The 20916-nt window shown below is 41.0% G+C and carries 19 protein-coding genes; 15 read left to right on the forward strand and 4 right to left on the reverse strand.

All coding sequences use genetic code 11. The features are described 5' to 3' along the window. The first annotated feature begins 6 nt into the window (after positions 1–6). Positions 7–948 (forward strand): carbamate kinase, encoded by a 942-nt coding sequence (gene arcC, locus PT285_RS02020; protein ID WP_277147498.1) that lies wholly within the window; start codon positions 7–9, stop codon positions 946–948. Positions 949–1000: 52 nt separating this feature from the next. Here the strand turns inward: arcC and PT285_RS02025 are convergent, their stop codons facing one another. Then, a complete protein-coding gene (locus PT285_RS02025; RefSeq protein ID WP_277147500.1) occupies positions 1001–1774 on the reverse strand; it encodes a MurR/RpiR family transcriptional regulator in 774 nt (257 codons plus the stop codon). Positions 1775–1783: 9 nt separating this feature from the next. Beyond that, positions 1784–2872 carry an agmatine deiminase gene (gene aguA / locus PT285_RS02030; protein ID WP_277147501.1) on the reverse strand — a complete coding sequence of 363 codons (1089 nt, stop codon included), beginning with the start codon at positions 2870–2872 and terminating at the stop codon, positions 1784–1786. A gap of 383 nt (positions 2873–3255) precedes the next feature. On the opposite strand from aguA, the gene PT285_RS02035 reads away from it, so the two are divergent. The 12 genes from PT285_RS02035 to PT285_RS02090 all read left to right on the forward strand — a co-directional run bounded on the left by PT285_RS02035 (position 3256) and on the right by PT285_RS02090 (position 17050). Continuing rightward, complete coding sequence (locus PT285_RS02035; protein WP_277147504.1) at positions 3256–4998, forward strand: LytS/YhcK type 5TM receptor domain-containing protein; 1743 nt, start codon at positions 3256–3258, stop codon at positions 4996–4998. A 96-nt stretch (positions 4999–5094) separates the two neighbouring features. After that, complete coding sequence (locus PT285_RS02040) at positions 5095–5844, forward strand: LytTR family transcriptional regulator DNA-binding domain-containing protein (protein ID WP_277147506.1); 750 nt, start codon at positions 5095–5097, stop codon at positions 5842–5844. Positions 5845–6041: 197 nt separating this feature from the next. Next, positions 6042–6494, forward strand: a complete 453-nt coding sequence (locus tag PT285_RS02045; RefSeq protein ID WP_277147508.1) for a CidA/LrgA family protein — start codon at positions 6042–6044, stop codon at positions 6492–6494. A gap of 2 nt (positions 6495–6496) precedes the next feature. Next, positions 6497–7222, forward strand: a complete 726-nt coding sequence (gene lrgB, locus PT285_RS02050) for an antiholin-like protein LrgB (RefSeq protein ID WP_277150576.1) — start codon at positions 6497–6499, stop codon at positions 7220–7222. Between the two features lie 642 nt (positions 7223–7864). Continuing rightward, complete coding sequence (locus PT285_RS02055; RefSeq protein WP_277147510.1) at positions 7865–9172, forward strand: extracellular solute-binding protein; 1308 nt, start codon at positions 7865–7867, stop codon at positions 9170–9172. 338 nt (positions 9173–9510) lie between these two features. Beyond that, complete coding sequence (locus tag PT285_RS02060) at positions 9511–9810, forward strand: HigA family addiction module antitoxin (RefSeq protein WP_374211454.1); 300 nt, start codon at positions 9511–9513, stop codon at positions 9808–9810. 127 nt (positions 9811–9937) lie between these two features. Beyond that, a complete protein-coding gene (locus PT285_RS02065) occupies positions 9938–10855 on the forward strand; it encodes a magnesium transporter CorA family protein (RefSeq protein ID WP_277147514.1) in 918 nt (305 codons plus the stop codon). A 12-nt stretch (positions 10856–10867) separates the two neighbouring features. Continuing rightward, a complete protein-coding gene (locus PT285_RS02070) occupies positions 10868–11782 on the forward strand; it encodes a serine hydrolase (RefSeq protein WP_277147516.1) in 915 nt (304 codons plus the stop codon). A 53-nt stretch (positions 11783–11835) separates the two neighbouring features. Then, positions 11836–11997, forward strand: a complete 162-nt coding sequence (locus tag PT285_RS02075; RefSeq protein WP_277147518.1) for a hypothetical protein — start codon at positions 11836–11838, stop codon at positions 11995–11997. Positions 11998–12481: 484 nt separating this feature from the next. Further along, positions 12482–13033 (forward strand): TetR/AcrR family transcriptional regulator, encoded by a 552-nt coding sequence (locus PT285_RS02080; protein WP_277147520.1) that lies wholly within the window; start codon positions 12482–12484, stop codon positions 13031–13033. Between the two features lie 21 nt (positions 13034–13054). Beyond that, positions 13055–15892, forward strand: a complete 2838-nt coding sequence (locus PT285_RS02085; protein ID WP_277147522.1) for an MMPL family transporter — start codon at positions 13055–13057, stop codon at positions 15890–15892. 132 nt (positions 15893–16024) lie between these two features. Next, positions 16025–17050, forward strand: a complete 1026-nt coding sequence (locus PT285_RS02090) for a zinc ribbon domain-containing protein (RefSeq protein WP_277147524.1) — start codon at positions 16025–16027, stop codon at positions 17048–17050. Between the two features lie 46 nt (positions 17051–17096). Here the strand turns inward: PT285_RS02090 and PT285_RS02095 are convergent, their stop codons facing one another. Together PT285_RS02095 and PT285_RS02100 are read right to left on the reverse strand one after the other, a co-directional pair. Then, positions 17097–18473, reverse strand: coding sequence for an NAD-dependent succinate-semialdehyde dehydrogenase (locus tag PT285_RS02095; protein ID WP_277147526.1), 1377 nt, complete (start codon positions 18471–18473; stop codon positions 17097–17099). Between the two features lie 160 nt (positions 18474–18633). Next, positions 18634–19416: an alpha/beta hydrolase gene (locus PT285_RS02100; protein WP_277147528.1), complete on the reverse strand. Its 783-nt coding sequence runs from the start codon at positions 19414–19416 to the stop codon at positions 18634–18636. Between the two features lie 232 nt (positions 19417–19648). Between PT285_RS02100 and PT285_RS02105 the strand changes: the two genes are divergently transcribed. Further along, entirely contained in the window at positions 19649–20254 is a 606-nt protein-coding gene (locus PT285_RS02105) for a TVP38/TMEM64 family protein (RefSeq protein ID WP_277147529.1), read from the forward strand. Beyond that, complete coding sequence (locus PT285_RS02110) at positions 20255–20806, forward strand: GNAT family N-acetyltransferase (protein ID WP_277147531.1); 552 nt, start codon at positions 20255–20257, stop codon at positions 20804–20806. It abuts the gene before it with no gap. Positions 20807–20916: the final 110 nt, after the last annotated feature.

A 20916-nucleotide genomic window follows, 5' to 3' on the forward strand; every position in this document is an offset into this window, starting at 1 on the left:
AGATTAATGACACATAAGTCTATCGTAGTAGCGCTGGGTGGTAATGCAATACTTACGGATGATCCTTCAGAAGAGGGTCAACGCAAGGCAGTAAAAAAAGCAAGCAAATCTTTAGTTAAATTTGTTAACAATGGAGATCGACTAATTATTACACATGGAAACGGACCACAAGTTGGGAACTTGCTTTTACAGCAATTAAATTCTAATAGTCCGCAAAATCCAGCCATGCCACTGGATACTGTTGGCGCAATGACTGAGGGAAGTATTGGGTATTGGATTCAGAACGCTTTGCAAAAAGAGCTTTTGGATAATGATTTGCATCGAGACGTTGTGACTATCGTTACGCAAACAGTCGTTGCCCAAAATGATCCCGCATTCAACAAATTTTCTAAGCCAATTGGACCATTTTATGAAGAGGAAGAATTAGTCAAAATTCACAAAAAATATCCTGGCTGGACTTTAATGGAAGATGCTCAGCGTGGATATCGCCGGGTTGTTCCATCGCCTAAGCCACAAGAAATTAAAGAAGCTAATGTTATAAAAATTTTAATTGAAAATAATGTTATTCCTATAGTATCTGGTGGTGGTGGCATTCCTGTCGTTAAGGATGGCAATAAATTATTAGGCAAAGAAGCAGTAATTGATAAAGATTTTAGTGCTGCCAAAGTTGCTGAATTAGTTAAAGCCGATGAATTAATTATTTTAACTTCTGTAAGCAATGTTTTTTATAATTTTGGTCAATCTGATCAAAAAGAAATTAAAAAGGTTAATGTTGCTGAACTTGAAGCAGGTATTGACAAAGGATATTTTGCTGCAGGGAGTATGTTGCCAAAAGTTCAGGCTGCAATTAATTTTGTTAAAAACACCAATAAAACTGCAATAATTGGTAGTTTAGATGATGTTTCTGGAATAATTAAAGGTGAAAAAGGCACAGTTATTATTCCGTAAAAAATATATTACTAAAAAGTTCGCTAGAAATTTTCTAACGAACTTTTTTTGTCTAACTTTCTAAATATTGATAAAGCAGCAATTCCATGATAATAATTAAAGATACTTGAGAAGTCATACTAACATTATTTATTTTTATTTCGTCGCTAAAATAATATAAATTAATATCACTCATATTTTGGATAGTATTATTATCAGCTGTAGTTATTGAAATAAGAGAGTTACCTTGACTTTCGCGTTTGATAGTATAAATTGTTTTAATTAATTCAGCGTCTTCACCTGAGTAATCAAAAATAAAAATCAAATCATCCTTTTCGATCATTTTGTATGCGGTAAGTCGTTCTTCGTAGTTTTCTGGGAAAATTACAATAAAGTCATTTATCGTATATAAATAGTTAATATATTTAGCAGCAAATTTACTGAGTGCTTTGGCAAAGAAAAATAGTTTTGGCTTTCTTTTTAATCCTGCTTCTATTTGATCAAATTTGTCTGTGTTAATCACCCTGATGGTTTCTTCAATATTTTTTAGATATGACTCACTGTATTTATGAGTGTGATTGGGAATTGATGTTCGTATTTGTTGAATATCATTTTTTTGGGAAAGCTTTGTAAATTTTAAAACCGTAATAAATTCGCTATAACCGGAAAACCCCAACTTCCTAACAAAACGCAAAAAAGTAGTAGTCGATACAAAACATAATGATGATACTTCACGGATTCCCTTATCACTTATGCTATCCATGTTTTGAATCACGTAATTCAGTATTTTATATTCGTTATCATTTAATTTATCAACATGTGATTTGATTACTTCAAAAAAGTCCATGGATTACTCCTAATCTGGGATTCCCAATATAATAGAATGTAAATTTCCTCCGCCTAATAGTAATTCACGTGAATTGATTGGAATAATAGTTCGTTCTGGAAATAACTTCTGATAAATTGATAATGCCCTTTGATCTTGTGGATCATCAAAAATCGGTACTAAAATAGCCGAATTAGCCATATAAATATTGATATAACTGCTAGTTAACCTATCGCTGGTATATCGTGGCAATAAACCGTTGACCTTGTCTACGCCTTCACTTTCTTTTTGTGTGGCGTAAAGGGGTCGCGGTAAAGGAATTTTATGGATAGTAAAATGTTGACCGTCAGCATTAGTTGAGGTTTGTAAGATTTTTAGTGCTTCATGACAAATTCCATACATTGGATCCTGATGATTTTCTGTCCATGCAAGTGCAATTTCTTTAGGATTGACAAAAATAGCAATATTATCAATGTCACCATTGGTTTCATCCATATAAAATCCACGTTTGAGCCAAATTATTTTATGCGCATTTAAATAATTTTGAAAAAATTTTTCTACATATTGTTTAGACACACGGCCATTTCTGCCCTCTGATAATACTGATTCTTCCACAGCTAAAATCGTTCCTTTACCATCTGTTTGATAACCGCATCCCTCTAAAACTAATTTTGATTTATAGTAATTAATATTATAAATATCACATAATTTTTGTGTAACTAAATTATCAAAATCCCAAGGAAAATAAAGCCCGTCAATTAATCCACCCCAAGCATTAAAGTTCCAATCAACCGCTCGAAGATTGTTATGCTCATTTTTAAGAAAAGTTGGACCGATATCTCTTATCCAAATATCATTGTAGCTCATTTCTATAACGCGAATTGAGCTGGGTAATAATTGACGTGCATTTTGATACTGCTTTTGTGAAACCAGCATAGTGACTTGTTCATATTTACTAAGTATGGTTGCAATTTTACAAAATATGCGTTGTGCTGGTTTGGCACCTTCGCGCCAATTGTCAGCTCTCTCAGGCCACATCATAATTGTTTCTTTGTGATGTACCCAGTCTGAAACTGGGTAGTAATTATCGTTAACTGGTAATGTACGCAATTTTTTCAAAGCAGTATTCCCTTCTGTGATCATGAAGTCTACAAGTTTATATATAGTAGTTTATTTACAAATAATCAGATACTGAAAAAAGACTAGTAGCTTGACCGGCCTTTTAATTCATTACAGGACTCATTTTACAATATTTTTTAAGTATTAAAAATAATTTATAGTAATTAATATTTTGTGTTTTACGTTAACTATATGCAATTTTATTAAAAGCACAAAAATATATACGTATAAAAATATACTTTTATAATGTTGCCTTTTTTTAACTAGCGTTTTGTGCAGTTAAGCGATTACATTTTGCAATTAACCTCTTTCAAAAATTCATAATCGTGGATTATATGTCATAATAATAAGGGATAAGGCGATATTATTGGAGGAGTAATTATATGTTTAACTTGTTTATCCTGCTGGCAGAGCGTCTTGGGATCATCATGGTTCTGGCCTTTTTGCTGGTTAATATGCGCTTCTTCAGAAATTTAATTGAAAAAAGAACACTTAAGTCGCAAATTTGGTTGACAATTATTTTTTCTTTGTTTGTTGTGATTGCCAATCTGACTGGAGTGGAGATTACCAATTCCAGTGAGGTCATCATGCCGCCAATTATCACGGGCCTGCCACAGTCGGATTCGATTGCCAATACCCGAGTCCTGGTTATCACCGCGGCCAGTTTGACTGGTGGACCTTACGTTGGGGCGATTGTCGGCCTGATTGGCGGGATTCACCGGGTAGTTTTTGGCAATTTTTCCGATTATTTTTACATCGCCAGTTCAATTTTGATCGGCTATTTAGTCGGCGTTTCGGGTGATAAGGTGAAAGGCGACAAATTGTACCCTTCAACCTTTTGGGTAGCTGTTTTGGCTTTTTTTGCTGAGTTGATTCAGATGACCTTCATTTTTGTTTTTAACGGTATCGGGTTAGTTAGGCTGATTTTCTTCCCAATGGTTCTCCTAAATACGGTTGGAGCCAGCCTCTTTATTGAGATTTTAAAAACCTACCTCTCTAATGAACGGCAGCTGAAGGCGGTGCAGACTAAGGATGTCTTGGAGCTGACCGACAAGACTCTGCCATATTTTCGCAGCGGCCTTGACTTTGCTTCGGCCGAACACGTTTGCTGCATTATCAAAAAATATACCAACTTTGATGCCGTGGGTTTAACCGACCGGGTCAACGTCCTGGCCCATGTGGGTGCCGGTGAAGACCACCACATTGCGGGGGAGCCGGTGCTGACGGATTTATCAAAGAGCGTTATCACCTCGGGCAAAGAAAAAATTGCTTATTCTAAAGAAGATATCGGCTGTCCCCATAAGAATTGTCCGTTAGCCGCGGCGATTGTCTGCCCCTTGCAGGTTAATGATGAAACAATTGGGGCGTTGAAACTGTATTTTTGTGAGCCGAGCAAGCTGACGGTGGTGGAAGAAAATTTGGTGCGCGGACTCGCCATGATCTTTTCGGGTCAGCTGGCCATCGGCATTGCCGAGGAGCAGACCAGTCTGCGCAACGAGGCGGAGATTCGGGCACTGCAGGTACAGATTAACCCGCACTTTTTCTTTAATGCCATTAATACTATTGCCGCCCTGATGCGCTTTGACGTTGAAAAGGCCCGCCAGGCCCTCCTGCAGCTTTCGGCGTTTTTCCGCTCCAGTCTGCGCAACGGTCAGGAAAAAGAAGTCACATTTAAGCAGGAAAAAGAACATGTTGACGCCTATTTGGCAATCGAGACACTGCGTTTTCCCAATAAATTTAAAATTAATTACCAGATTAATGTGCCGGATGATACCCTGCTACCGTCATTTTGCCTGCAGATTTTTATTGAAAATGCGATCCGGCATGCCTTTAAGGGCCGCAAAACAGGTAATGTGGTGATAGTCAAGGCCGAAATGGTTAGTGCTCACCACTTTGAAATTGCGGTTACCGACAATGGTTCAGGGATTGTACCCGCAATTTTACAAAAATTGGGCAAGAAACCAATCACGGAATCAAAAGGCAGCGGCACGGCGCTGTATAATTTGAATAGAAGGCTGAAAGGTTTGTACGGGACCAGCAGTCAGCTGCGGATTGAAACGGGGAAGACAGGCACGACTTTTCGGACAAAACTGCCGCTCAGGAGCGCGCAGGAAAGAAACAGTTAGTTTATTGGTGTTAGACTAGACATATTTTTGAAAAAATTTCTTGCTGGAATGAAAACTGTCGTAGTAGCAGCAATTTTAGAAGGAGTATGAGCAGCTATGAAAATCTTAATTGTTGACGATGAGCCTTTGGCACGGGATGAATTGGAGTACTTAATCAAAAAAAGTCCCAGTCTCAAGGGGGTGAGCGTAACAACTTATCAGGCAGAAGACATTAAGGAAGCGCAGGCCGCTTTACTGAAAAACCACATTGATTTGATGTTTTTGGATATTTCGTTAAATGAGGAAAATGGTTTTGAGCTGGCCGATGAATTAAAAGAATTGACCTACCAGCCGATGATTATTTTTGCTACTGCCTACGATGAATATGCTGTTCGGGCCTTTAACGTCGGTGCTGTCGACTATGTTCTAAAGCCTTTTGAGCAGAAACGGATTGCTACTGCACTGGAAAAAGCCATGCGGGTTTTGGCTTTGAATAAAAATAGCAGCAACACTCAGGCGAAGCCGCCAGCGGATGCAGTCAGTGAAATGCTTAGCATCGAGCTGGCTGATCGCAGTGTGGTGATTAAGAAGGCGGATCTAATCACGGCAACCGTCAGTGACGGTATTTTGACAATCACAACGCATAACGCCAAGTACGAAACCAAGCACACGCTGGCCTGGATTAAGGAAAAACTGACCGACTGCAGGTTCATGCAGGTTCACCGCAACGCGATTATCAATGTCGAAAGCATCAAGGAGGTCCAGCCCTGGTTCAACCATACCCTGCTGCTCATCATGAGCAACGGAGAAAAGGTCCAGGTGGGGCGGGCCTATCGCAAGGAACTCAATAAACGCCTCGGGATGTAATCAGAGTGTCCAAGTTTGTTAGCAAAGCAGTTAACAAGTCGGGGCACTTTTTTAGTGGGAAAAAATGAAGTTTGAAATTAGTCTTAGTGCAATTCGGCGCCGAATTTTTGCATTTAACCGGTTAATCGCTTCCAAATATTTCTATTTAAGTTATCTTATGATCAAGAATAATTACGATAGAAGAAAGGAAATATGTTATGAAAGAAGATAAAAAAGACGAGAAAAAATCAGCGCCGATCTTGTTTCAGATGCTGATTTACGCCGCAATTTTATTTGTGTCACAGATGATTTCAAGTATGATGCCGAAGCAGTTTCCGGTACCAACACCGGTAATTGGCTTGGTTTTGCTCTACGTATTGCTGACGTGTCATATTGTGAAAGTTGAGTGGGTTGACTCGTTCGGCAGTGCCTTGATCGCGTTGATTGGTTTCTTGTTTGTTCCGTCAGGAATTTCTTTGGCAGCCAATTTAAAAATTATGCAGTCACAGGGTGTGCAGCTGGTAATTGTTATTTTACTGGCAACAATCATTCTGCTGGTTGTCACCGCTTATACGGCAAGAGTGCTGGAATGGTGCAAGAAGAAGATAATGGCGCACTTCAAGATGGGCGGTACCCATCAATCTCATGCTAATGTGGGAGGCAATAAATAATGATTAAGTATCTGACTAATCCCTTGTTTGGTGTATTTTTATCACTGTTCGTCTTTTTAATCGGCCAGTGGCTGTTTAAAAAGTCAAAAGGATTTTTCCTTTTCCAACCGCTGTTTGTTGCAATGGTTCTAGGAATTGCAATCTTGGTAGTTTTAGGCAAAATGTTAGGAATGAGTACAACGCAGGTTTATACTCAGGCGTATAAACCTGGTGGCGATCTCATCTTCTGGTTCTTGACCCCGGCCACAATTGCCTTTGCCGTTCCGCTGTATAAGCGTAACGACGTGGTCAAGAAGAACTGGGGGATCATCCTTTTGAGCCTAGTTATTGGGACGATCATTTCGCTGTTTGCAATTACTTTGGTATCAAAACTGATTGGTTTGGACAAAGTCGGAATCGAATCCATGCTCAGTCAATCGGCAACAACAGCGATTGCATTGCCGCTGACAACGGCCATCCACGGCAATGCTTCGGTTACAGCTATGGCATGTATCCTGAATGCTGTAATTATTTATGCTTTGGGTAAACCGCTCATCAAATGGTTTAGACTGAATCAGGATCCGGTTGGTGCCGGTCTTGGTTTGGGAACTGCCGGCCACACGGTTGGTTCTGCATTCGCACTTGAGCTGGGTTCAGTTCAAGGAGCCATGGCAGCTGTAGCCGTAGTTGTAATTGGCTTGGTTGATAATTTGTTGGTTCCAGTGTTTGCACACATGTTTGGATTATAGAGTGCAAGTTCTGGTTTAGAAATTTTTAGAGTTTATGATTACTTACTAAAGATGCACGGGAACGTGGAAGTTCTCGTGTATTTTTTATGATTAAAAAATCTGCTGTAAATGATAACTTTGTCCTTATCAAAATTTCTATTGATATTTTACTTTTGATGAACGAAGTTGAACGAAACTGAAGCAAAATAGTGATTTTTTGAAGCGATTGTTCATGATAATCGTTCAAATCTGCGCTGCATAATTCGTTGCTTGGAGCAAAAAAATTACAAAAAATATTGTATTATTAGAGAGTAATACCAATTTAAGAACAGGTAGTGCTGATTCTTGGAAGCAGTGGTAGCCTAATTTTAAGAATAGAAAGAGCACCCGCTTGAATTTTTGTTGTTTTTTCGCATACCGGAGAGTTTTTCAACTAATTGGAATACGATCACTTGAAATTTAATTTATTCTTTAATAAATCCGAATTATTTTTAATTCTAAAAGTAATATTCTTGGCAAAAAGCGAATTTTATTTGCAAAATTGTTTGAAATTTCACGAATTTTATTCTAAAATTATTGAGGAAATTATCAATTGGTAATTATTATTTCTAAGCTAGAAACAAAATTTGGGATTTAAAAAATAATTTTTGGAGGATTTACCAAATGAAGTTAAATAAAAAGTGGGCAGTGGCAGCTGTTGCTGCTTTGGCCTTAATGGGCACAGCCGCTTGTTCGAATGGCAAGAGCAATTCGTCAAGTTCAGGCATTCCCAGCAAGATTGACAAGAAGACAACTGTTGTCTTCTGGCACGGAATGCAGGGCGATCAAGCAACAACCCTGAAGAAATTGACCGCAGAATTTGAGAAGAAGAACCCGAATATCAACGTTAAGCTTGAGGGACAGGGCAGTTACAGCGAGTCACAAAATGACCTGCAGGCCAAAATTAATTCGACCTTGCAATCACCAAAGAATCTGCCAACAATTACGCAGGCCTATCCTGACTGGCTGACGGCCGCCGCTAAAAACAAGATGCTGGTTGACCTAACACCTTACATTAATAATAAAGATGTTGGCTGGGGCAGTGTTAAGGCTTCAGGAATCAGAAGCGATTTGCTCAGCGGGGCCACGATTAACGGCAAGCAATATGGTATTCCGTTCAATAAATCAACTGAAATTATGATTTATAACAAGGATATGTTTAAGAAGTATGGCATTAAGCAAGTCCCAACAACGATGGCTGAATTAAAGCAGGATGCGCAAACCATCTATAAGAAGAGCAACCATCAGGTTGTCGGTGCCGGTTTTGATTCGCTTTCCAACTACTATGTTTTGGGCATGAAGGATGAAGGCGTCGACTTCTCTAAGAATATTGACTTTGCTGGCTCAACTTCTAAGAAAGTTTTAAATTACTATGCCGATGGTATTAAAGATGGTTACTTCAGAATGCCCGGTTCCGACAAGTACCTGTACATTCCGTTTACTAACAAAAAGGTTGCAATGATCATCACCAGTTCTTCGACCGAAACCTGGGTCAAGGGCAGCCTGAAAAATAAGTTTACTTATGATGTCGCTGCACGTCCTGGTAAGTACACGATGGGGCAAGGAACGGACATTTATATGTTCAAACAAGCAAGTGCAATGCAAAAAGCTGCTGCTTTCAAATATATGAGGTTCCTGGTTTCTAAGGAAAGTCAACTAACATGGGCTAAGGCCACAGGGTATATTCCGGTTAACAGTGCTGCCGCTGAGTCAAGCGAGTACAAGGATAACAAGGATCTAAAATTGCCGGCACAATTAGAAAATGCAATGACTGATTTGTACAGTGTTCCGGTTGTTAAGGATGCCGGTGCTACTTATGGTTTGCTGAACCCAATTATGCAAAACATTTTGGCAGCAGCACAGAAGAAGCAGAATATTGATAATGCGATTAAGTCTGGCAAGACTAAGTTTGATGCTTCATGGAAGCAATAAATTTTAATTATGATATGAAAAAAACAGGCTTAGGCCCAATGTCATTAAGTTAAACAAAAAAGGTTTATTGTACAAATGCAATAAGCCTTTTTGCTTGTCTTCTTTCCTTTCTTCGTCGTCTTAATAACTATCTTCATTTTAGAATTGAATTTGGTTACTTGTCGTATTCACAAAAATTAAGAAATAAGCTACGATATGGAAAGAAAAGGATAACACGTTATTCAGTATAAAAATATGCAGTGCAAGTTGACTATTTGTAAGGTACTGGTGGTCGTAATTGACCGCTTTTTTTGCTAATTTCTCATCATTACAGTTATTCTGCAAAGGAGATGAATAAGATGACTGACAAAATAATTCCAACTCCTAAAATTAGTGAGTTTTTAAAAGAAGATTTTATGGAGCCACTGAACTTATCTGCTTATCGCCTAGCAAAAGATATTCATATGCCTACTTCAAGAATTCAAGATATTTTACATGATCGCAGAGAAATAACTGTTGATACATCTGTTAGATTGGGTAAATATTTCAATGTATCAGATCGCTACTTCCTAAATTTACAAAATGATATTGATTTGCGAAATGCAAAATTGAATAACGCCAAAGATTATGCGGCTATTCAAAAATGCCAGCTCGTATAATATAGATTAAAAATGCCGTCTATCGCCAATTCGATAAACGGTATTTTTTTAACCTGGTATTTCTTTAACTGGGTAATACCCCAAATTAATGTTACGATTATTAGGTAGAAAATTAGGGGTGAGAGCAATGATTAGACAGCAGAATTTTCCCGTGGAAACAAATTATAAATGGTATGACATCAGCAATTTGAGCGAAAATGACAGCATCAAGCTGCAGGATGATTACAACTTTACGCCGGACATAATTTCTTATATTTCGGACCGGCACGAGCGTCCCCACTATGACTATGATATTCATACCCATACCCACCTGCTTGTTTACGATGTGCCGATTTGGCCGACAACGGTGATCAAACATTTTACTTCGCACCCGATTACTTTTTTGGTATTAGGGAAAAATATTTTCACGTTTCATACGGAAGCGACGAGCTATATTTTTGACCAGTTTAACGATACACCGATGCGCCAGGAACTTTCCGAGGCTAGGGATGTGACGGAACTGCTAATGAAGTTTTTGCTCTTTTCCTCGCAGTATTTCCAACGCGCCGTTACCCAGCTGGATGATGAGCGGAATAATTTGGACCAAAAGTTGTCCGACAATATTGACAATAAAGATTTGGTGCAGCTGTCGAACATTGAAAAAAGTCTGGTTTATTTGTCCAGTTCGATTCAGACAAACTTGATGATGCTGCGCAGCCTGCGTGATTCCGAGCTGCAGTTTACTAAGGAAGCCCGGGAAGTTTTGGATGATGTTCTGATAGAATCTAACCAGTCATCGGAAATGGTCAAAATTTCCCAGCAGGTTACGCAAACACTGTCGGCCACCTCCAATAATATGATGAACAATAATCTGAATGACACCATGAAATTCTTGACCGTTTGGTCGCTGGTTTTAACCGTGCCGACGATTTTAACCGGCTTTTACGGGATGAATGTGTCGCTGCCCGTTGGCCACAGTTCGTTTGACTGGCTGGTAATTATTGTGTTTTCAATTTTGCTGATGGTCTGGCTGATTGTCTTGATGAAGCGGCACCATTTCTTTTAACAGGAGCAGATCATGAAAAATAAAGTACTTATCGGGTCTCTTGCAGCCACACTTGTCGCTTTCATTCTTTATTCGGCCAATTTGCGACGCATAAATAATGCTTCAATCAAAGTAATTACCCCTTCTTCAAGTAAAATCATTAAAAATAAAAAAGCCCAAAAAAGGCAAGAACCCCAGCTGGGCACGGTTGAATACAGCAACCATATTAAAATTGCCAAGGGCAGTAATCGTGAATTGGCAGGGGCAATTAAGTCGGCGATGGGTCTAGATGACAGTTACCAGGTTGCGGTTCAAGATCTGCGTTCGGATAAATTTGCACGGGTTGCTAATACGACTAAAACCCACCAAGTTACTGGAACAGCCAAGCTGTTTTTACTGGCAGCGATTTATTACCAGGAACAAACGGGCAGGTTTAATCCGCATACGGTGATCAAAATAACCAAAGCCGATCGTGTCAAAGGGGAAAAGTTCCTGCAGAAAGGCATGATGTACGGCGTCACCTATCTGCGGCAGGCAATGATGCGAGGCAATCGCACGGCTGCCAATGCCTTTGTTAGGAAAATCGGCCCGAAAAAAATAACCGCCTTCTTACATAAACTGGGGGCAACGGACACGACGGTTTTTGTACGAAGCAAACAGTTGCGGGCAACGACGACGGCTGTGGACTTAAACAAAGTGATGGTCGGGCTTTATCACGGAAAAGTTTTGAATAGGCAATATTCTGATTTGGCTCTGTCGCTTATCAGATCTACTAAGTTTAAGATTCAATTGACCAAGAATCTGCCTGCCAATGTGTGTGCGCTTGGTGACGGTAATTCCGCCGTGGCCCTTGTGCAATCTGCTAGGCGTGTCTACTGCGTGGCAGTTTGGTGTGAACATGATAATAATTTTAAAAATTTGGGCTCATCCGTAAATAAAATGTTATAATAAAATAAGAGACAACTAATTATTACTCATTCATTACAATTGAGGGTTTAACAATGGTCAAAAAAGATCAAGGCAACGACGTTAATAGTAAAAAATTAGAACCACAATCATTTTCTGAAGCAAGATTGTTTAAAATTTTGGAAGAAAGAACAAGACTGCTCGCTATGGAAGATCCAGATAAGGTGATTCATATAAACGAGCGTCGCGGCTTTTAGCAAAGAAGTGTCTGGGAAAAAACTAGATACGAAAAGGAACGTTAGTTTTTAATATTAACGTTCCTTTTTGGATATAAATAATTAATCGGATTATGCTGCAAAAAACTTATCTAAGTTAAAAATAATTCCAGAAGCATTCGATTTTTGTAGATGTGTTTAAGGCATATCTATAAAAATTAGAGTTTTTTCCCAGACACTTTTTAGTTTGGCAAAGTAAAAGGATAGTCAAATCGGCTATCCCCTTTAACGCTTGTAAGTAATCTATTAATTTTTGAAAGCGTTAACTATCTATTTACTAATTTTAGCGCATTTACACTGCCTTTGGCTACTTTTCTGCTTAACAGCAAATATTGACGGATTAACTGCCATTAAGCATTCCTGAACCAGCAAAAGCAGCAGCAAATTATTTACAATTTGTAAATTGTATTCTTCATTGTGTAGTGCTATTATTGGGGAAGCAAAATTTAGTTACGGAGGGATGAGAATGGTTCATAAGCGTAATCTTGACTTGGATAAAATAATTCAGGAGGCAACTAAGCTGATCTGTGAGCAGGGTCTGACAAAGACAACGCTGCCCAATCTGGCGAAAGCTCTTGGGGTTCGGTCACAATCGCTTTACCATTATGTGTCGGGCAGAAAGCAGCTGCTGTCGCTTGTCGGGGCAAGCCGGATTAAGCTTCTGCATCGTGAATTGGTTGACCAATTGATCGGCTTTGCCGGTAGCAATGCACTGCTGAAGTTTGCAGATGTTGTCCGGTCGTTTATTTTACATGATCCGGCCCTGTTCAGCATTCTTTACCATTTGAATGAATATTCGGGAGAGGATGCCATTACGCTGGAAATTATTAATATTATCGCTTTAGCTGAAAAGTTAAACCTAAAAAATACTAGCATGGTTTCACTCCATGCCTTGCTTGGTTCGGTACTGGGCTATGTTTTTTTGGACAAGGCAACATTTTTCAAAGATGAAGATGATGAAAAAGATAATCGAAATTATCACGAGATGATTTTACGGCTGGTTCAGCCAGCGGCTTAATAGTAGAAAGGAAAATAAATCGTGCAAAAATTTTTTAAAAATCATGTTTTGTCAATGATTGCTTGGTTGGTGATTGTGGTACTTGCCCTAGTTTTCCTGCCAAATGTTTCTCAGCTGACGCAGCAGCATGCGAATGTTTCGCTGCCGCGTAATGTCCAGAGTGAGGTTGCTAAAACAATTCAAAATGACTGGCCTGATAAGAAGAATACGTATGATGTGGCGGTTGTTTTTAATAAAAAAACGGGCAAGATTACTGCTGATGACGGCAGCGTCATTAATGATACTGTTAGTTATATTAAGCAGCATAAAAGTAAGTATGGCATCAAGGAGATTCTTGCGCCTAATGACAACCTAGCCACCCAAAAGCGGCTGCAGTCAAAGGACGGTACGACCTGGATCATGCAGCTCAGTGTTGCTAAAAAGCACGCGCCGATTGATCAGGTGGAGCGCGAACTCGCCCGGGTTGCAAAGACCGATGGCATTAGGACCTACGTTACCGGATCCGATGTTTTACAAAATGCTTTTTCCAATTCCGTTCAAGAGGGAATTAAGAAAACCGAGATCATCACAGTCATCTTTATCTTCATCGTTTTGGTGATTGTCTTTAGATCACCGATTGTTCCGTTGATTTCACTGTTAACGGTCGGTGTTTCCTTTATTACTTCTTTTTCAATTGTGGCTAATTTAGTTGAACGGGCTAATTTCCCGTTTTCCAATTTTACCCAAGTCTTCATGGTGATTGTGCTCTTCGGCATTGGAACCGATTATAATATCCTGCTCTATGACAAGTTCAAGGAAAATCTGGGCAAGGGGATGGACAGATACGGGGCAATGAAAAACGCCCTGAAGGTCGCTGGCAAAACCATCCTGTTTTCCGGTTCTTCAATTCTGATTGGTTTTTCTGCTCTGGCCTTGGCTAAGTTTTCAATTTACCAGTCGGCCGTCGGCGTTGCTGTCGGGGTGGCAACTTTGCTAGTGGTCTTGTTAACCCTCAATCCCTTCTTTATGGTGGTGCTGGGTGAAAAGATGTTTTGGCCTGTTAAAAAATTTACGGGCGAAACGAAGGATAAACTCTGGCACGGATTGTCGAAAGCGACCCTTAGCCACCCAATCATTTATCTGCTTGTCTTGACAGTAGTTGTTTTGCCGTTTACCTTGATGTACTCCAGCCATCTGAATTATGACGATACAGATGAAATTGCTGATAATGTTCCGGCTAAAGCCGGGCTGCTAGTTGTCCAGAAACACTTTTCTAAGGGGATGGCGGAGCCGTCCTATCTGTATATTAAGAGTAAGCACCGCCTTGATAATGAGGGCGACCTGAAATTAATTGACCAGGTAACGCAAAAATTGCAGGCCGATAAGGACGTGGCCATGGTATCATCCGTTACTCAGCCGTATGGGGAAGCAATCAGCCAGTTTTATGTTAAAAACCAGTTGAATACGGTTAACAGCGGTGTTGATGATGCCCGCACGGGTCTAAATAAATTAGGCAAGGCCAGCAAAAAATTAGCAACGGGTGCGGATAAACTCTCCAGCGGCGCGAGCGAGCTGCAGTCCGGCACCAGCAGGCTGCAGTCGGGTGCCGATCAGTTGCAGTCTGGCAGCCAGCAGGTAAATTCTGGCCTTAATACTTTGAACTCACAGCTTGCAGGGCAAATTAGCGGAATTCAATCCCTGCAGTCAAGCAGTTTGACGCAGGTGAAACAAAGTTATCAAAAGAATCTGCTTAAAAATGTTAATAAGATTCCGGGCCTTAGTGCCAGACAAAAAGCTGCGGTTCTTAAAGCTGCAGGCGGTGCCCTTGAGCAATCAATGGCGCAGATGACTGCCAACAATAATTTAGCCGTGCAACTAAATCAGCTGCAGGCGGCTGTGGGTCAACTTACAACCGCATCCGGACAACTAAGTTCCGGATTGGGCCAACTGAATTCAAGCACCGGCAAATTAAGCTCTGGTGCAGGAAAACTTGCAACCGGCACACCGAAAATAACGACGGGCTTGGATGATGTTAATAATGGTTTGGGCCAAGGGCAGACTTATCTGACCGGCCTGGCCGATTCTGCTGCCGCCGATACTTTTTACATTCCTAAGGAATACATTAATTCGGATGTGTTTAAGCAGGCACTGACTGCGTATGTTAGTCCAGATAAAAAGTCAGCCATGATCATTGTTGTTTTCAAAACCAATCCAAGCGGTGATGTGGCAACTAAGAAGTCACAAGACCTCAGCCTGATGGCGCAAAAATCATTGGCGGGCACCAAATTGGCTAAAGCCAGCGTAGCAATGGGCGGTCAGAGTTCAATTATTGAGGACACCAAAAATACTGCAAGCAGAGATTTTGTCAGGACAGCAGCAATTATGCTGATTGGCATTGGCATTGCCCTCATCTTCGTTACCCAATCGCTGCTCCAACCGCTGTATATTCTGGGAACGCTGTTAATTGCCTACTTCTGTTCGCTGACAATCAACCAGTGGCTGGTTAAGGCATTGCTTGGGCGGCATATGCTAACTTGGAATACGCCGTTCTTTAGTTTTATCATGCTTGTGGCCTTGGGTGTCGACTATAGCATTTTCCTGATGACACGTTACCGCGAACTGTCAGATGCGAGTGCCAGCAGGCGAATTCTAAAAGCCTGTGGAATCATCGGCGTAGTGGTCGTTTCGGCGGCAATTATTCTTGCCGGCACCTTTGCGGCCTTGATTCCGTCTGGTGTGCCAACGCTGATTGAGGTGGCAATGGCCGTGATTGTTGGTCTCTTGATCCTAGTTTTGATCATGCCGATTACCTTGTCTGCGGGTGTCAAGCTCACTTATGAGGGCATTCACCTGCCAAAAAGAAAGAAACTAACTAAGTAAAATTAGATCGAAAAAGATTTGTCTGTCAAGGGCAAATCTTTTTTATTGGCAATGAAAGCATAATTGTTTTTGTAAATTTACAATTTTGTTTTATGATAAATGGTAACAGTAATAATCAAAGGAGCTTGAATTATGACTACTTGCCCACACTGCGGCCAATCCGTTAAGCCGGACCAGCCGGTTTGTCCCAATTGTAATTTTAATATTGCCAAGTATCAGGAAACGTTTTTTGTTGAGCGGTCAACCCAGGATGATGGCAAAAAGACAACCGAAACAAGCAAAATTACCAAAAGGGAAGAATACCGCCAGGAATTTCAACCCAAGAAACAAAACTCGACGGTTAGAAAGATGATTACCTGGATTCGGGTAAATGCCACCATAGTGTTTTTGCTGGGGGTCTTTTTGCTGATTGTGATGAGCTTTTCCCGGGCAATCGGCTGGATCTGCTTTTTACTGCTGCTGGCTTGGCTGTTCTTTGTTTGCGACCGCAATGATGAGATTGAGCAATACACAGTTGACGAACGGCTGACCGAAAAGATTAACCAGGTTGGCTCTAACGCCTTCAATAAGGTTGAGGATCATGGACAAAAGGTCAACGAGAAGCTGGCGAACAATCCGCACTTCAACAAGAATAAGGCAAGAACCAGTCACCATTTTAATTATTCACAGCTTTCGGTGGTTTTAACCTCCTTTATCAGCCTGCTGGTGCTCTTTACCGGCTCGGGGGCTTCGGTTGCCAATCTTTCTTATACGGAACCGATGTCGATTTCTAAGGTGCTGCTCAGCCTCGCAGGCAGGATGTTGGCTTCCGGCGAGACTTCCGTTACCGCATTTTTGATTTATGCTATCTGGCTGCTGCTGATTTTATTTCCGATTATTATCATTTATAATGCTTTTAAAAATACCAAGAATAGCAAATTGACCGCGTTTATTCTGTCATTAGTCGAAACACTTTTTCTGTTTTATATCGTGTTCAGGCTTTCCAGCGTGACGCGGGCAAATACGGGGATGCTGCGCAAACTGACAAGCCAGTTGCTGACCTATGCGGTTTCGATTGGAACGTCGACCTACTTTTTGATTTTGGCAAGTGTAATGACGACCGGGTTAGCGGCCTATAATTTGTTTAGAAAAACGGCAGAAGAAAATAGTGATAAGTAAAAAATACTGGACAATGTCCAGTATTTTTTACTAACTATTTCAGCGTTTATTTCGGTGTGACGTCAATGACTAAATGCTCGTTGACAAAGGCCATCAGGCCGAGCTCGCTTAATTCACGGCCGTAGCCGGACTTTTTCACACCGCCAAATGGCAGGTCACCGGAAGTGATCCAACGGCCGTTGATCACGGTCATGCCCGTTTCAATCTGGGCAGCAACTTCTTCGGCGTGTTTGATGTCCTTGCCGATGACTGATGAACCAAGGCCGTAACTCGAATTGTTGGCTAAGGCAATGGCCTCGTCTTCGTCCGCAACCTTGAAGACTTCGGCAACGGGGCCAAACATTTCTTGGTCAAACAGCGGATTCTTCTCGCTAATCCCGGTTAAAATCGTTGGTCTGAAGAAGGCACCAGCAGAATCTATTTCCGGATACTGGTAAAATACTTTGGCACCTGCAGCAACTGCTTCTTTAACCTGGCCGGTTAACTTATCCTTTGCCCGCTGCGAGTTCATTGGCGGCAGGGTAACGTCTTCATCTAACGGGTCGCCAGCCTTTAAGTTCTCAAAAATATTTTTCAGTTCGTGCAAAACCTCTTCATACCGGGACTGAACAACGATGATCCGTTTGGATGAGGTGCAAACTTGGCCGTCATTGTAAGTTCTGGCATCGCTCAGTGCTTTTTTCAGTACTTCGGGATCGGCATCGTCCAAAACGATAAAGGCATCGTTGCCGCCCAGTTCCATTGTTGATTTCTTGAGATTTTTCCCAGCTGCTTGGGCAACGGAAGTGCCGCCCCGCTCGGAACCGGTCAGAGCCACACCCTGAATACGTGGATCGGCAATGATATCGGCCAACTGGTCGTAGCTTGGGAAGAGGTTGAGCAAACTTCCTTCGGGTGCGCCCGCCTGCTTGACAATTTTGGCGGTTAAAGCGGCACATCCGGGAACGTTGTGGGCGTGCTTCAGCAAAACCGGGTTGCCGACAACAAAGTTAGGAGCAAACACGCGAATTACCTGGTAAACGGGGAAGTTCCACGGCTCGCAGGCAATGATGACGCCGGTTGCCTGCTTCAAATAGTAGGCGGTGCCTAGGCTGGTTTTTAACGGCTGCTTCTCCAATAATTTAGGACCGTTTTGCGCATAGTAATCACAGATGGAGGCACAGATTTCAACTTCTTCCCGCGATTCGGCAATCCGTTTGCCCATTTCCAAAGTCATCATCTTGGCTAGCTCTTTTTCATTTGCGCGTAAGCCATCAGCAACTTTTGCCAAAATTGCTGCCCGGCTTTCCGGACTTTCATGACGCCACTTTTTGTACAAGGCATGTGCAAGATTGATTGCTTCGTCGATTTGCTGCGGCGTTGAATTGTCGTAGTCAGCAAATTCTTCGTTAGTGTATGGGTTGATTGATTGGTATTTTGACATGTTTTTACCTCTCATTTTAAAAATTAACTTTATCAAGTCTCTTTCTATTATAAAGCGCTTCATGTGAAAAAAGCAGAAAAATGCGTGCATTAACTAAAATTTAATTTTGCGGATCAAAAAAGATGAGCAAAACCGGCTCATCTTTTGCAACTATGAAAATTTAATTTTTACTCATTGTCTTTAGGTAAGCGAGTGAAGCTGCCAAGTATTCATTGGCATAAGCCATTGCGTGCTGTGTGCCCGGAATAACGGTTAATTCTGAGCCGCGGTTTTGCTTAGCCAAGTCTTGAATGAAGTCCAGGACATACTTAAGTGGGGACAATTCATCTGCGGAATTGATCAGCCACAGGCTGCCTAAATTATCGTAATTGTAGGAACTTGCATCTAGCTGCTTAAGAACGGCCGGATCATTTTGACCGGCATAGGCTAAGCCAAAGTACTTGTAGAAAGATTCATTGATTGCCTTGGCGTCGGTTAAGCCCAATTCATTTTTGGCGTCAACTGATGCTGTGGTATTTTCGTGTTCTTTCATCCACTCCGAATAGTTGACAGGAGCTGACCAAGTAACCGTCGGGAAGCCATACTTGCCGGCAATATAGAGGGCCATCACGCCGCCGGAACTTGCACCGATTTGGACAACGTTTTTGCCTTCGCTGTCAGCGTATTCTGAATCAAGCAGCCACTTGACAAATGTCACCGTGTCTTCATGTGCTGCCGGGAAGGTGTCCTTTGGCGCCAAGCGGTAATTAGGAATGAACGCAGTATATCCGGCGTCGGCAAATTTCTTTCCTAAATCTTTAACATCAGCCTTGTCACCGCGAATCCAGCCGCCGCCGTGCCAAAATATCAGCACTTTCTTTGTCGAAGGATCATTTGGCAAATAGATATCTGTTGTTAAATTATGTTCTTTATCATACACAACGTCGTTTTTGATTGTCGTCATTAAAATTACCTCTCTTTTTACTTTCCTAGTATATCTTAAAACTAGAACTTCAGTTTGTCACTGCAATGACTTAATTATATTACTTATTCTTGGCTTTGTTCTTGATAACGATGACTAATTCATTGATTAAATTTTAAAGAAATTTTCTTAAGTATTTGCCTATTTAATTAAAAAATTACCTAATAAGGCCTTTTTTTGTTAAAATTGAGCTACTAATGTTGGAGGTAAAATAATGCACTTATCAGCTAAGAATAGTCGCAAGTTGATTAATATTCTGACCGTTGTTTGCGGTATTATCATTATCTTGTTAGTTATTTATTGGTATCGCCTAGGAATTTTTACTAGCCAGGCAAAGATGAAGGCGTATCTTGCTGATAAAAAAATTATTGGGCCGGTGGTTTTTACACTGATTCAAATTGTGCAGGTCGTTATTCCAATAATTCCCGGTGGGGTTTCGCTTCTTGGCGGCGTAATCTTTTTTGGCCCGATTGCCGGCTTTATTTATAACTATGTTGGCATCTGTATTGGCTCGATTATTAATTTTTTCCTTGCTCGCTATTACGGTCGTCCCTTTATTTTGCATATTGTCTCCGAAAAAACACTTGATAAATATATGAAATGGACCAAAAATCAGAAAAAATTTAACTGGTTTTTTGCCCTTTGTATTGTTGCTCCCGCGGCACCCGACGATGTGCTGTGTCTTCTTGCTGGCCTAACTAATATGAATCCTTGGACCTATTTCTGGATTATCATTTTAGGCAAGCCGTGGACAATTGCGGCCTACAGCTTTGGCCTGGATTATGGACTTAAGTGGCTCGAACACCTCTTTGGCAAATAAATGTTAATCGCAAAGCGAATTTTTCTGCGGTCATTTCGACCAGAAGATGCGGCAGTTTTATTAAAGTGGGGGCAGGACCAGCATTACCGCCGTCTTGCTGGTTTTGCTCACTACCAAAATTTGGCTGAGGCGCAGCAGGCGGTTCAGCAATACATGGCGCGTCCTTTCAGCAGAGCCATTTGTCTAAAGCAGAAGGGGCAGATGATTGGCCTAGTTGAATTATATGACCGCGGTTTTGATGAAAAAATTGACTTAACGATGACTAAAGAAGTTGGTTTTTTGCTTGACCGGGCATTTGAAGGTCAGGGCTATATGACCGAGGCTCTGCGGCTGCTGCTAGATTATGCTTTTCAAACTCTGCACCAAAAAGAAATTTGGGCAGGGACCTTTGACTATAATTTTCGCTCACAGAGATTGCTTAAAAATTTAGGCTTTACTTATGTTTATGACGTTGATTATCGTAAAATCAATCATCTTTTTTCCTATAAAGAGAAATATTATTTGCTCAAAAGTGAAGATTGGCTTAAAATAATGGCAAACACGAAATCTTAAGACTATTTCAGAGAGTTCACGGTTGGTGGAAGTGAATAAAGTCGTTTCCGGATTTTATGATGTGGGCAATTAATAGTTGCACGGTAGGCACCGTTAACGCTGGTTAATTA

It is taken from the genome of Lactobacillus sp. ESL0791, from assembly GCF_029433255.1.
GTDB lineage: Bacteria > Bacillota > Bacilli > Lactobacillales > Lactobacillaceae > Lactobacillus.